The 13,757-nt window shown below is 35.8% G+C and carries 13 protein-coding genes, 1 tRNA gene and 1 rRNA gene; 14 read left to right on the forward strand and 1 reads right to left on the reverse strand.

Annotated elements, in window-relative coordinates:
* Positions 1-74 (forward strand): 5S ribosomal RNA (rrf, locus tag MWH30_RS14035); the annotation flags it as partial.
* Between the two features lie 17 nt (positions 75-91).
* Positions 92-167: transfer RNA gene (locus MWH30_RS12155), tRNA-Asn, on the forward strand.
* 70 nt (positions 168-237) lie between these two features.
* On the opposite strand, the gene MWH30_RS13995 is transcribed toward MWH30_RS12155, so the two are convergent.
* The gene (locus tag MWH30_RS13995) at positions 238-435 is read right to left on the reverse strand and encodes a YgaP-like transmembrane domain (RefSeq protein WP_372494177.1); all 198 of its coding nucleotides are present in this window, start codon (positions 433-435) and stop codon (positions 238-240) included.
* Between the two features lie 156 nt (positions 436-591).
* Between MWH30_RS13995 and MWH30_RS12160 the strand changes: the two genes are divergently transcribed.
* From MWH30_RS12160 to gltX, 12 genes are all read left to right on the forward strand, one after another.
* The gene (locus MWH30_RS12160) at positions 592-1,125 is read left to right on the forward strand and encodes a nitroreductase family protein (protein WP_248664361.1); all 534 of its coding nucleotides are present in this window, start codon (positions 592-594) and stop codon (positions 1,123-1,125) included.
* Positions 1,126-1,421: 296 nt separating this feature from the next.
* Positions 1,422-1,889, forward strand: a complete 468-nt coding sequence (locus tag MWH30_RS12165; protein ID WP_248664362.1) for a CtsR family transcriptional regulator — start codon at positions 1,422-1,424, stop codon at positions 1,887-1,889.
* 19 nt (positions 1,890-1,908) lie between these two features.
* Positions 1,909-2,430, forward strand: coding sequence for a UvrB/UvrC motif-containing protein (locus MWH30_RS12170; protein WP_248664363.1), 522 nt, complete (start codon positions 1,909-1,911; stop codon positions 2,428-2,430).
* 12 nt (positions 2,431-2,442) lie between these two features.
* A complete protein-coding gene (locus MWH30_RS12175; RefSeq protein ID WP_248664364.1) occupies positions 2,443-3,498 on the forward strand; it encodes a protein arginine kinase in 1,056 nt (351 codons plus the stop codon).
* 14 nt (positions 3,499-3,512) lie between these two features.
* Positions 3,513-5,939 carry an ATP-dependent Clp protease ATP-binding subunit gene (locus MWH30_RS12180; RefSeq protein ID WP_248664365.1) on the forward strand — a complete coding sequence of 809 codons (2,427 nt, stop codon included), beginning with the start codon at positions 3,513-3,515 and terminating at the stop codon, positions 5,937-5,939.
* Between the two features lie 138 nt (positions 5,940-6,077).
* Entirely contained in the window at positions 6,078-7,454 is a 1,377-nt protein-coding gene (gene radA / locus MWH30_RS12185) for a DNA repair protein RadA (protein ID WP_248664366.1), read from the forward strand.
* A gap of 8 nt (positions 7,455-7,462) precedes the next feature.
* Positions 7,463-8,599 carry a DNA integrity scanning diadenylate cyclase DisA gene (gene disA, locus MWH30_RS12190; protein ID WP_248664367.1) on the forward strand — a complete coding sequence of 379 codons (1,137 nt, stop codon included), beginning with the start codon at positions 7,463-7,465 and terminating at the stop codon, positions 8,597-8,599.
* A 65-nt stretch (positions 8,600-8,664) separates the two neighbouring features.
* Positions 8,665-9,165 (forward strand): CarD family transcriptional regulator, encoded by a 501-nt coding sequence (locus MWH30_RS12195; protein WP_248664368.1) that lies wholly within the window; start codon positions 8,665-8,667, stop codon positions 9,163-9,165.
* Positions 9,166-9,231: 66 nt separating this feature from the next.
* Positions 9,232-10,347, forward strand: a complete 1,116-nt coding sequence (locus MWH30_RS12200) for a PIN/TRAM domain-containing protein (protein WP_248664369.1) — start codon at positions 9,232-9,234, stop codon at positions 10,345-10,347.
* Between the two features lie 69 nt (positions 10,348-10,416).
* Positions 10,417-11,124 (forward strand): 2-C-methyl-D-erythritol 4-phosphate cytidylyltransferase, encoded by a 708-nt coding sequence (gene ispD, locus MWH30_RS12205; protein ID WP_248664370.1) that lies wholly within the window; start codon positions 10,417-10,419, stop codon positions 11,122-11,124.
* The gene (ispF, locus tag MWH30_RS12210; protein ID WP_248664371.1) at positions 11,115-11,582 is read left to right on the forward strand and encodes a 2-C-methyl-D-erythritol 2,4-cyclodiphosphate synthase; all 468 of its coding nucleotides are present in this window, start codon (positions 11,115-11,117) and stop codon (positions 11,580-11,582) included. The genes ispD and ispF overlap by 10 nt, the downstream gene beginning before the upstream one ends.
* Before the next feature lie 551 nt (positions 11,583-12,133).
* On the forward strand, positions 12,134-13,600 hold the full coding sequence (gene gltX / locus MWH30_RS12215) for a glutamate--tRNA ligase (protein WP_248664372.1): 1,467 nt from the start codon (positions 12,134-12,136) through the stop codon (positions 13,598-13,600).
* Positions 13,601-13,757 lie beyond the last annotated feature (157 nt).

The following is a 13,757-nucleotide window of genomic DNA, read 5'->3' on the forward strand; positions in this document are numbered from 1 at the left end:
CCACAGAAGTAAAGTCCTCCAGCGCCGATGGTATTGCAGGGGGGACCCTGTGAGAGAGTAGGTCACTGCCGGATTTATAATATTTATGTGTTCCCCGATAGCTCAGTTGGTAGAGCAGATGGCTGTTAACCATCGTGTCGCAGGTTCGAGTCCTGCTCGGGGAGCCATTTTATTTTTGTATTTGTTTTTTATTTAAATCTCTTCATAGGTTGACCAACTTAAGATATCATAGATTATTCAATAACCCAATATTGATTCTATAATTTGAAGAACTCCTAATAAATAACCTAAATTAATTATAAATTGATTTTCAAATATTCCTAAAAAGCTAATCCAAATTAGAGTTAAGCCAAGCAGCATTCGAATGCTGCGATCTAAAAGTCCTAAATTTCTTTTAAATGAAATTTTTGAATTAATCCTCCTTAATAAACAAATTGTTTTTCCTTATTATTTTATAATCTAAAATTATAATACATATATTTTGATAATTTACTTTAAAACTATTTAAGTTCTGCAGGAAAAAATGATTAATAATAGAATCATAATAATAAGGATAAAAATAATATATTTTTGAAAGGGGTGTAAAGAATTATGGATCTGTTGAGCTTGATAAAAACTAGAAGAAGTATTCGTAGATATTCTGATAAAGCTGTTTCAAATGACTTAATTGAGAAAATAGTTAATGTAGCTCGTTTTGCTCCTTCAGCTCATAATGAACAACCCTGGAAATTTATTGTTACTAGAGATAAAGAAAAGTTAAAAGAGATAAGTGAGGAAAGCAAATATGCTAGGTTTTTGTCTTCAGCTCCAGTAGCTATTATAGTATGTGCCGATTATGAAAACTCTGAGCAGCGAAGGGCTGATAATGATTATTCAGTTAAGTATTTCTGCATTCAAGATACAGCAGCTGCTATTCAGAATATGTTATTGGCTGCTCATGGTTTAGGTTTAGGTAGCTGTTGGATTGGTGAGTATGACGAAAAGCAGTTATGTGAGTTATTTAATATTTCAGATCCTTATTTTCCAGTAGCGATTATTTCTTTAGGTTTTACTGATAGTCAACCTTCAACTCCTAAAAGAAAGCCTTTGGATGAAGTTCTATGTTATGAAAAGTTAAATAATTAAATAATTATTTAGCTTGATAGTGATTTAAAATAAAATTATCTAAAGTAAAAATCATACCATATATTGTTTTGATCTACCTTTTTTAAGGTAGATCTTTTATTTTTAGTATTTGAATTATACTATACTAAGGAAAGTGATGTAAAAAAGCGTATTTTAGAATTTGATTTATTTAATTAGAATAAATTAGCTTTAATCGTAAAAAATAAACCTTAAATATACTTGCAAAAATATAAGAAATATGTATAATAGTTATTAAGGTCAAGAATAGTCAAAGTTAAATGAAGTGAGGGATTATAATGAGTAGTCTAACAGATAAAATAGAATATTATCTTAAGAGGCTACTGATGCAGAGTAGTTCAAGTAACGAAATTAAAATTCAAAGAAATAAAATAGCTGAAGAGTTTAACTGTGTTCCTTCGCAGATTAATTATGTATTAAAGACTAGGTTTAATTTAGAAAGTGGTTATGTAGTGGATAGTCAGCGAGGCGGCGGAGGATATGTTAAAATTACTAAATTAGAGTTTGATTCTAAAGAAAAGATTATTGAAAAGGTATTTAAACAGTTGGATAATCAAATATCACAACAGAAGGCTAATAATCTTTTACAAAGGCTTTTTGAAGAAGAGATGATTACTAAAAGGGAAAAAGAAATGTTAGCACATATACTGCATCGGAGAAGTTTAGATTTGGATTTGCCAGAAAGAGATTTTTTGAGAGCGAGATTATTAAAGGCGGCTCTAAAGGCATTAGCTAAAAATAATTAGAGGCTTAAGGGGGATTACTATGTTATGTCAAAGCTGTCAAGAGGAAGAGGCTACTATGCACTTAACAAAGATTATTAATAATCAAAAAAAAGAAATCTATTTATGCAAAAAATGTGCTCAAGAGAAAGGGGAGTTAGCCTTTAGTGCTCCTTCTTTTTCTTTTAATAATCTGCTAGCTGGATTATTGAATAATGAATTCACCTCCAAAAGCACGGGTTCTTCTTTGGGATTAGGTTATCAAGAGCAAAAGGAATGTGAAAACTGTGGTTTGAATTATAAAGAGTTTAGTAATAGTGGTCGCTTAGGCTGCAATGAATGTTATTTGGAGTTTGGCAACTGGACTGAAAGGCTGTTAAAGAAGATTCACGGTAGCAATCGCCATAATGGTAAGGTGCCCCAAAGAACTGGGGGATTGATTAAGGTAAAGAAAGAGATTCAAGACTTACGTAAACAGATGCAAGCTGCTGTAGAAAAGGAGAAGTTTGAGGAAGCAGCTAAGCTAAGAGATAAAATTAAAGAGCTAGAAGCTGAGTTAGAATAAAGGGGTGAGATTATGTCTTTAACGAGTAAGATTAATAATACTTTAAATAAATGGATGAGAGGGGCAGGGCCCGACTCTGATGTGGTAATCAGTAGTCGCATCAGATTAGCTAGAAATATTATGGGAATTCCTTTTCCAAAAAGCGCTGATAGTGAAGATTCTAAGCATGTAGTGGAGAAAGTTAAAGATGTATTAAGTGATGGTGATAATGAATATGGGTTAAAACTATTGGAGTTGGAGACTATCCCAGCTTTAGAGAGAGAAGTGATGGTGGAGAAGCACTTAATTAGTCCTGAACATGCTCAGGCAGGAGAGAATAAAGCTGTATCTTTAACCGATGATGAAAGTATTAGTATTATGATTAACGAAGAGGATCATATTAGAATACAGACCTTGCTGTCAGGTTTACAGTTAAATGAAGCTTGGGAAATCAATAATAAAGTAGATGATTATTTGGAGTCTCAATTAAACTTTGCTTTTGATGAAAGATATGGTTATTTGACTGCTTGTCCTACAAATGCTGGTACTGGAATGAGAGCTTCAGTGATGTTGCATTTGCCTGCTTTGAACTTAACCAAACGAATCAATGATGTTTTGGGAGCTATTTCTCAACTTGGTTTAGCTGTTAGAGGCTTATATGGTGAAGGATCTGAAGCTTTAGGTAATCTTTATCAAGTATCTAATCAAGTGACTTTAGGTGCTACTGAAGAGGAGATTATTGACAATCTACAGGGCGTTATTAATCAAATTATTGAACAGGAAAGAAGTGCTAGAGAAGCTTTACTGAAAGAAAATGAGTTGAAGTTAGAAGATAGAATTTATCGTGCTTATGGTATTTTAAGCTATGCTCGTCAAATATCTACTAAAGAAGCTATGAAGTTGATATCTGATGTGAGGTTAGGAATTGATTTAGAGATTATTGAGAATGTTTCTGCTAATATCCTAAATCAGTTAGTAATTTTGATTAGTCCAGCTGCTTTACAGAAATTAGCAGAAAAAGAGTTAACATCTACTCAAAGAGATCAAAAGCGAGCTGAATTAATTAGAAGTAGAATTAGTGAAAATTAGAAGGGGTGGATAAAATGATATTTGGTCGTTTTACTGAAAAGGCTAGAAAGGTATTAGTTCTGGCCCAGGATGAGGCTAAAAATTTGGGACATAATTATGTAGGCACTGAACATCTGTTATTAGGCTTATTAGATGAAGGGGAGGGTATTGCTGCTAAAACCTTGCAGGATTATCAACTTGATTTAGATGAATTAAGGAATAAAATTAAGGGCTTAATTGGTGAAAGTGAAACTTCAGTTCAAGCTCAGAAATTGAACTTCACTCCTCGCGCTAAAAAGGTATTGAATTTGTCTATGGAAGAAGCTAGAAGATTGGGTCACAATTATGTGGGAACTGAACATTTATTATTAGGTTTAGCCAAGGAAGGAGAAGGGGTAGCGGCTCGAGTGTTAAAGGATTCTGGAATAGAAATAAATGAATTAAGGAAGAAGATTATTGATAAATTAGGGGGAGGAAAAAAGATGGGCCAGTCTAGCATGCAGACTAGCGATACTCCTAATTTAGATGAGTTTAGCCGTGATTTAACTAAACTGGCTACTGAAGAAAAGTTAGATCCAGTAATTGGGCGTGAAAAAGAGATTGAACGGGTGATACAGGTTTTAAGTAGGAGGAAAAAGAATAATCCTTGTTTGATTGGCGAGCCGGGAGTAGGTAAAACTGCTATTGCTGAAGGATTAGCTCAACTAATTGTGGAAGATGATGTTCCGGAGATTTTAGCTGATAAGCGAGTGTTGGCTTTAGACTTAAGCTCTTTATTAGCAGGCTCTAAGTATAGAGGGGAGTTTGAAAAAAGATTAAAAGCAGTAGTAAAAGAGATCAATGAGTCAGGTAATGTAATTCTCTTTATTGACGAAATGCATAGTTTAGTAGGAGCTGGGGGAGCTGAAGGGGCTATTGATGCAGCTAATATATTAAAACCTGCTTTGGCTAGAGGTGAATTACAGTGCATTGGGGCTACTACTCTTGATGAATATCGAAAGCATATTGAAAAGGATGCTGCTTTAGAAAGACGATTCCAAAAGATTTTAGTTGAGGAGCCTTCTGTTGAGGAAACTAGAGCAGTTTTAGAAGGATTGAGAGATGTTTATGAGGCTCATCATAGAGTTAAAATTACTGATGAGGCTATTGAGTCAGCGGTTAACTTATCTAGGCGTTATATTACCGATAGATTTTTGCCAGATAAAGCAATAGATTTAATGGATGAAGCTGGAGCTAGGGTTAGACTAGAGGAGAATACTATTCCTCCGGAGCTTAAAGATTTGAATAAGGAGCTAGAGAGGGTTAATCAAGAAAAGGAGGCTGCTGTAGAAGCTCAGGAGTTTGAAAAGGCAGCTAAACTGAGAGATCAACAGGAAAAACTGGAGGCTAAACTGGAAGATTTAGAAAGAGAGTGGAAAAATGAAAGAGGTAGAGATGAGGCAGTAATTAAAGAAGAGGATATAGCAGCTATTGTTTCTAACTGGACTGGAGTTCCTGTTACTAAGTTGACTGAAGATGAAGCAGATAAACTATTGCGTTTAGAGGAAAAACTCCATGAAAGAGTAGTAGGCCAGGATGAAGCTATTGAATCTGTTTCTCAAGCAGTACGCAGAGCTAGAGCTGGTTTAAAAGACCCTAAGCGTCCTATTGGTTCTTTTATTTTCTTAGGGCCAACAGGAGTTGGTAAAACCGAACTAGCTCGAACTTTAGCTGAGGCTATGTTTGATGATGAAGAAGCTATGGTTAGAATTGATATGTCGGAGTATATGGAAAAGCATGCTGTTTCTAGATTAGTTGGAGCACCTCCGGGGTATATAGGTCACGATGAAGGTGGTCAGTTGACTGAAAAAGTAAGAAGAAGACCTTATTCTGTTGTTTTACTGGATGAAATTGAAAAGGCACATCCGGAAGTATTTAATGTTCTTTTGCAGGTTTTAGAGGATGGACAGCTAACCGATGCTCAGGGTAGAACTGTAGACTTTAAAAATACAATAATTATTATGACTTCTAATGTTGGAGCTAACTTAATAGAGAATCAAGCTGGAGTAGGTTTTAAAGCTGATGAAGATAGTGAAGACTCTTATCAAAGGATGAAAGATAAGGTTACTTCGGAGCTAAAGAAGAGATTCAGACCGGAGTTTTTAAATAGACTAGAGGAAATGATAGTCTTTCATGCTCTTGATTTGGAGCATATAAAGGAGATAGTTGACTTGATGTTAGTCGATGTTGGAGATAGATTAGCAGAGAAGAACTTAGAGATTGAAGTAACTGAAGCAGCTAAAGAACTATTAGGTGAAAAAGGCTTTGATAAAGAGTTTGGAGCTAGACCCCTACAAAGGACTATTAGGAGATTAGTAGAAAATCCTTTAGCTGAAAAGATCTTGAGTGGAGATTTTGAAAGTGGAGAACGAATCGAAGTTGATGTAGAAGATGAAGAATTAGTTTTTAATAAGCTTTGCTAAAAGTAAGTTAGAGCAGACTGAGCAGGTGTAACTGTTTGGTCTGCTTTTCAACTTGTTAATTAGAGCTAAAAATGTTATAATATAAGTTAAGTTTTAAATCAGATAGGTAATTTAAAGAATAGTTTTAGGTGATAGCTAATGGCTAAAAAGAAGAGTAGATATGTCTGTCAAGAATGTGGTTATGAATCTTTGAAGTGGAATGGCAAATGTAGTGGTTGTGGAATGTGGAATACTTTAGTAGAAGAAGCTTATAATGATGATAAAAATGAAGAGGTAGACCTTAGTAGTTTTCAGCCGCAGGGTCAAGTTAGTAGAGTGGATAAGATTCAAGCTACTGAAGTAACTAGATTTGCAACCAAAATTAAGGAGCTAGATAGAGTATTAGGAGGAGGGATTGTTCCTGGATCGTTAATTTTGATTGGCGGAGCACCAGGAATAGGTAAGTCAACTTTATTATTGCAGATTTCAGATCGGATTGCTTCTGAATATGGTAGAGTGTTATATATATCGGCTGAGGAATCTGAGTATCAGGTAAAGTTAAGGGCTGATAGGCTAAAAGTTACTGATTCGGAACTATATATCTTAGCGGAAACGAATTATTTTTTAATTGAAAAGGAGATTAAAGATATTGAACCGGACTTGGTAGTTGTAGATTCTATTCAGACTATCTACGATCCAGATTATGACTCTGCTCCGGGAAGTGTTAGTCAGGTTAGAGAGTGTGCTGCTAAGTTGATGCGTCTGGCTAAAACGGAAAATATCCCTGTATTTTTAGTAGGGCATATAACTAAGAAGGGCTCCATTGCCGGGCCCAAAGTTTTGGAGCATATGGTGGATACTGTACTTTATTTTGATGATGAACAACACCATCTCTATAGGGTTTTGAGAGCAGCTAAGAACCGTTTTGGCTCCACTAATGAGATAGGCATTTTTGAAATGAAACAACAGGGGTTAGTAGAAGTGCTTAATCCTTCTCAACGCTTTGTTTCCGAGCGACCTAGTGAAGTTTCAGGTTCAGTAATTGTAGCTAGTATAGAAGGTAGTAGGCCTATCTTAGTTGAAGTGCAGGCTTTAGTTAGCTCTGCTAACTTTGGGACTCCTAGTCGAATGACTTCCGGAGTAGACCATAAACGTGTTTCTTTGATTTTGGCTGTTTTAGAGAAAAAAGTAGGCTTGCAGGTACAAGATCAAGATGTTTATATAAATATTGCTGGCGGGATGAAGGTAGATGAACCGGGGATTGATCTAGGAATTGCTATAGCGGTTATTTCTAGCTTGCGTGATTTTTCTTTAGCAGATGACTTATTAGTGATTGGTGAGTTAGGTCTTTCGGGAGAGGTTAGAGCTGTAGCTCAAATAGAACGTAGAATTAAAGAGGCTAAAAAGTTAGGCTTTAATAAATTTTTAATTCCTAATAGCAACTATGACTCTTTAGAGATTGGCTCAGAAATAAATAAGGATATTTTGGGGATTAGTCAGATTACAGAAGTATTAGACTTAGTTTTTGGGGGGTGAGTATAGGAGTGTCTGCTCAGCATGAAGATTTCAAAGATGTACTTAAGCTTTTAGCTCCGGGCACAGTTTTTAGAGAGGGTTTAGAGAATATTTTGAGAGCTAAAACTGGAGCTTTAATTGTTGTTGGAGATAGTGAAGAAATTTTAGGAATAGTAGATGGGGGCTTCAATATTAACAGTGAATTAACTTCAACTCGCTTATATGAATTGGCTAAGATGGATGGAGCTATTGTTTTAAGCAGTGACTGTGAAAGAATTTTATGTGCTAATGCTCAACTAGTTCCTAATCCCGATATATCTTCTATGGAAACTGGGACTAGACATCGAACTGCGGAGAGGGTAGCCAAACAGACGGGAGAATTAGTAATTTCGATTTCTCAACGTAGGGACTTAATATCCTTATATAAAGGAGAAAAGAAGTATGTTCTAGAGGATATTAGAGTTATTTTGGCTAAAGCTAATCAAGCTATTCAGACCTTAGAAAAATACAGAAGTGTTTTAGATCAGGCGTTAAATAAGTTAAGCGCTTTGGAGTTTCAAGACTTAGTTACCATTTCTGATGTAGCTACAGTGTTGCAGAGAATAGAAATGGTTTTGCGGATTGGGGAAGAGATAGAGCGTTATATTGATGAATTAGGAACTGAAGGTAGACTGATAAATATGCAGTTAGAAGAACTATTAGCTAATATAAAAGATGAAGGGGTACTATTAACTAAAGACTATGTTGCTCCTTCGAAAGTACTTATGGAGGATGATTCTATAGAGAGCGAAGAAAGTGATTCTGCTGGTGAAGAGTTAATTAATGATCCAGAGGAAATGTTGGATGACATGTCTGATTTAAGTTCGGATGATTTAGTCAGTTTGACTACAATCAGTAAGAGATTAGGTTATGGTGGTAATATGAGTGTTTTAGATCTTTCAGTTTCTCCTAGAGGATATAGATTATTGCGCAAAATTCCGAGATTACCTATGCCGGTAATTGAGAATTTAGTATTGGAGTTTGATAATTTCCAAGAAGTTCTTAATGCCTCTATAGATGAATTAGATGATGTTGATGGGGTAGGTGAAGTTAGAGCTCAAGCTATCAAGGAAGGCTTAAAGCGCTTGCGAGACCAAGCACTATTAGAACAGCGGATGCATCTCTAATTGACATCTCCTTAGTGGTATGATACAATATGAAGGGTTATTATGTAGTGAATGGAGGGAATTTAATGTTTGAAACTGGAGATAAAATTGTTTATCCTAATCACGGTGCAGGCACTATCGTAGGAATAGAAGAAAAGGAAGTTTTAGGCGAAACTAAGCAGTACTATATCATGCAGCTTCCTATTGGTGAAATGCGAGTAATGATTCCTAAGGATAATATAGAAGATATTGGAATCAGAGAGGTTATAGACCAAGGTAGAGTTGATGATGTCTTTACAGTGTTACGCGGAGAGAAGAGTGAAATGTCTCAAAATTGGAATCGACGCTTTAGAGCTAATACTGAAAAAATAAAAACTGGTGATATATTCGAGGTAGCTGAGGTAGTGAGAAACTTAACTCTTCGAGATATAGAAAAAGGTCTTTCGACTGGGGAAAAGAAGATGCTGAGTAATTCAAGGCAGATTTTAATTAGCGAACTAGTGCTAGCCGAGGATGAGAGCGAAGAGGAAATCGAAGAACGGATTGATGAAATCTTTGTTAATAAAGGTGAGGATGAGGAAGAATAACGTCAGGTTAGCCTGACGTTTTATCTTTATGTATTGTTATTTTTTGAAAGGAGGTGTGGGAGAAGGATGTTAAAACTAATTTGGAGAGGTATTTTTACTATTATTGGAGCTGTGATTGGTTATCAAGTTACCGATGTATTAGGTTTAGCAGAGGACTTAACCTTTAGCTTAGCAAATATAAGTCAACTTGTGACTAGCAATCAGATTTATGGAATTTTAATAGGTGCTTTAGCTGGTTACTTGGTACTACCTATTGTAATTGAAAAGTTATTTGAGGTTATCTTAAGTTTTGAAACTAAGTTGCAAAGAATTCCTTTTCAGGATATTATAGCTGGACTGTTAGGACTAATAGTGGGTTTAAGTTTAGGAGTGTTATTGGTGTTTGCTTTTCCATTAGCTTCTATTCCTAGATTTGGTCTTTCTTTGCAAGTGATAGTCAACTTAACCTTGGGTTATTTAGGGCTAAATTTAGCTATTAAGAAGCGAGGAGGAATCTTTAAATTATTCGATAATCTAACTAATATGATCGGGCCCGGAGGTATACTAAGTAGTTCTAAGGAAGATGAATTAAGAGCTCCCTGTAAGATTTTAGATACAAGTGTGATTATTGATGGTAGAATTGCTGATATCTGTCAAACTGAATTTATTGATGGAATATTAGTAATTCCAGAGTTTATCTTAGAAGAGTTGCAGCATATAGCTGATTCAGCCGATATTTTAAAAAGGAATAGAGGTCGACGAGGGCTAGATATTTTAAATAAAATTCAAAAGGAGCTGGATATTCCAGTACAAATTTACGAAAAAGACTTTGAAGATATAGATGAGGTTGATCGGAAGCTGGTTAAGTTAGCTAAAGTGCTGGATGGTAAAGTGATCACTAATGATTATAATCTAAATAAAGTAGCTGAACTGCAAGGAGTATCGGTATTAAACATTAATGAGCTAGCTAATGCTGTTAAGCCTGTGGTCTTACCTGGAGAAGAGATGTCGGTTAAGATTATCAAAGATGGAAAAGAGCCTGGGCAAGGTGTGGGTTATCTTGATGATGGGACTATGATTGTAGTCGATGAAGGAAAGAACTATATTGGCGATGAAATAGAGGTGCTAGTAACTAGTGTACTCCAGACTGCTGCTGGAAGGATGATTTTCGCTAAACCTAAGCAAGCCGAACAGGCTTTATAGGAATTATAAAATTAATAATACTAATTATATTTTTGTTTTATTTTGATAACAAACTTGAAATAAAAGTAGGTGATTAATATAGATACTATAATAGCTGTTATCCCTGCTGCTGGTCAGGGTAAGCGGATGGGAAGTGAACTCAATAAACAGTACTTATCTTTGTTGGGAAAGCCTATTCTAGCTTATACTATTGAAGCTTTTCAACAACTGGAGCTGATAAGCGAAGTTATAGTTGTAGTTAAAGAGGAAGAATTAGCTTACTGTCAGCAGCAAGTGATAGATAGATATGATTTGGAATCTAAATGTTCTCTAGTCGTTGGGGGGGCAACTAGACAGGAATCAGTCTATAATGGTTTGCAAGCTGTTGAGCAGGCTGATTATGTTTTAATTCATGATGGAGCTAGACCTTTAGTTAAACAAGAGACTATTAAGAGGAGTTTGCAAGAGCTTAAAAAACATGGGGCAGTAGGAGTAGCTGTCCCAGTTAAAGATACAATTAAGAGAGTCGATGAAGAGAACTTTGTACAAGATACTCCTGAGCGGGATAGATTGTGGGCCATACAGACCCCGCAAGCTTTTGAATATAGCTTAGCTTTGCAGGCTTATCGACAAGCATTTAAAGATGAGTTTTTAGGCACTGATACTGCAATGTTAGTAGAAAGATTGGATAAAAGAGTTAAGTTAATTAAAGGTAGCTATGAGAATTTGAAGGTTACCACTCCTGAGGATTTGAGTATTGCTGAAACTATTATCAATAGGAGGCAGAGATGCGAGTAGGTATTGGTTATGATGTACATAGGTTGGTGGAGGAAGAAGAGCTGGTATTGGGTGGAGTAAGGATTGATTTTTCTTTAGGCTTAAAAGGACATTCCGATGCTGATGTATTAATACATGCGGTAATGGATGCTTTGCTAGGAGCTGCGGGGGCTGGAGATATCGGCAAGCATTTTCCCGATACTGATCCTAAGTATCAGGGAATATCTAGTTTGAAGCTTTTAGAAGAGGTTCAGCTTTTTTTGGAGGCTGAAGATTATGTGGTTAATAATATAGATGCTACTATTATGGCTCAAAAGCCTAAGTTGTCTGCTTTTATTGAGCAGATGGAGGAAAATATTGCTCAAATACTAGGTATTGCTGGTGGGAAGGTTAATATAAAGGCTACCACTACTGAGGGTTTGGGCTTTGTAGGTAAAAAGAAAGGAATTGCTGCTCAGGCTATTGTTAGTATTAAATAAAAACACATATGTAATATCGTTCTATTATTTCAGAGGACAGATGATAAATGATAGAGGATAAATTAAGATAAAAAGATAAAGTTCAAGATCTATTTGACACAGACTAAAATCTGACTAAGTTCTGACTAGACATTAAAGCATAATTTCAAAAAAATGTTTAAAGGTTTTTATTTATGTTAATTTGTGTTTCACCCCAATGGCACTTCTTTAGGGATTATTATCCCCAGAGTAGTGACTAGCTAAAGTTCCAGAGTAATGACTAGTTAAAGTACAAACGTCGCAAGCGTCGTTTCAGGGCGTGTGGTTCTAATAGATTTTAAAGGTTTTAAGATTTTGTCAGATTTTTGTCAGAACTTAGTCAGCGTCAAACAGGTTTTAATCTTTTGAACTTTATCTATCCTCTATCCTCTGTCCTCTATCATTTGAACAAAACAATATAACAATATTAACTAAAGTTTATTATACTGAGAGCTGGAAATAGACTTGCAATAATTGTTAATCTGCTTTATAATATAATGTAAAAATATCAGTTGTAGAGGAAGGGGAAAAGAATGAGCGAAACTAGAGTCAGATTTGCACCAAGTCCTACGGGACAAATACATATAGGAAATATTCGGACTGCTTTGTTTAACTGGTTATATGCTAAAAAAGAAGAGGGTACATTTATTTTAAGGATCGAGGATACTGATCAAAAACGTTCTACTGCTGAGTTTGAAGAGGTTATTAAGCAGGAGATGGAATGGCTTGGTTTAGACTGGGATGAAGGAGTTCAAGCTGGAGGTGAATTAGGGCCCTATCGACAGAGCGAAAGAATAGATATTTATGAAGAGTATGCTGAGAAGCTATTAGCAAAAGACTTAGCTTACTATTGCTACTGCACGCCTGAAGAGTTAGATGAGATGCGTAAGCAGGCTAGAGAAAATGATCAGGCTCCTAAGTATGACGGTCGCTGTCGCGACTTATCTGCTGTCGAAAGAGAGAAGTTAGAGGCTGAAGGTAAGGAAGCAGTGCTAAGATTTAAACTACCTAAGAGCGAAAAAAAGATTGTAGTTGAGGACTTAGTTCACGGTAATGTGGAGTTTAGTAGCGAGGTCTTGGATGATTTTGTAATTGTTAAGTCCGATGGAATACCTACTTATAACTTTGCGGTAGTAGTCGATGATCACTTAATGGAGATTAGCCATGTTATTCGCGGTGAGGATCACCTTTCTAATACTCCTAAACAGATGCTACTCTTTGAGGCTTTAGACTTTGAGGTGCCTAACTTTGCTCATTTGCCGATGATCTTAGGTGCTGATAGATCTAAGTTAAGTAAAAGAAGTGGTGAGGACTATGTATATATCAGTGAATATAGAAAACAGGGCTATTTACCGGAAGCTATGCTTAACTTCTTATCTTTATTAGGTTGGTCACCGGCTGACGAAGAGGAAATTTTGAGTATTGAGGAGATTATAGGACAGTTTGGATTGCAGGAAGTGAATAATAGTCCTGCTGTTTTCGATGTAGAAAAGCTGAACTGGTTAAATGGTAATTATATTAGAGAAGCTAAGCTAGATAGGATTGTTGAGTTGGCGACTCCTTACTTAAGGGAAGCAGGCTATATTGAAGAAGAGTTAACTGAGCAGGAGTATGCTGATTTAGAGCAGATAGTGGATACGGTACGAGGTTCTTTGGACTATGTGGCTCAAATTACTGAACACGTAGATATCTTCTTTAATGAGTTAGAGTATGAAGATGTTGATAAAGCTGAGGAGATATTTAAGCAGGAGGATGTTGATCTAGTACTGGAGACTTTAAAAGATAGTTTAGATACTTTAGAAGATTATAGCTCAGAAGCTGTGTTGGAGGAGTTAAGGGCCGTATTGAAGGAATTACCAGTAGGAGGCAGGCTTTTTTACCATCCAGTAAGGTATGCTTTGAGCGGTCAGGATTCGGGCCCGGAACTGTATAATATCATTTCTATTTTAGGTAAAGAGGAGACTTTAAGACGCTTAGATAAGGCTTTGAGCTTAATTTAAATTGTTATACTTTTTTGATTAAACCTTAGTTTTAGAAATAAACTTGAATTCGGCAAGTAAAATAATCTAGACTTAAAAATTGGTGCATTGTATAATTAAATGCACAAGATGATTTAAATATAAAGATGACACATACCCAAACCTCATATATAATGTT

Origin of the sequence: Fuchsiella alkaliacetigena (assembly GCF_023227765.1) — a bacterium.
Taxonomy (GTDB): domain Bacteria; phylum Bacillota; class Halanaerobiia; order Halobacteroidales; family Acetohalobiaceae; genus Fuchsiella; species Fuchsiella alkaliacetigena.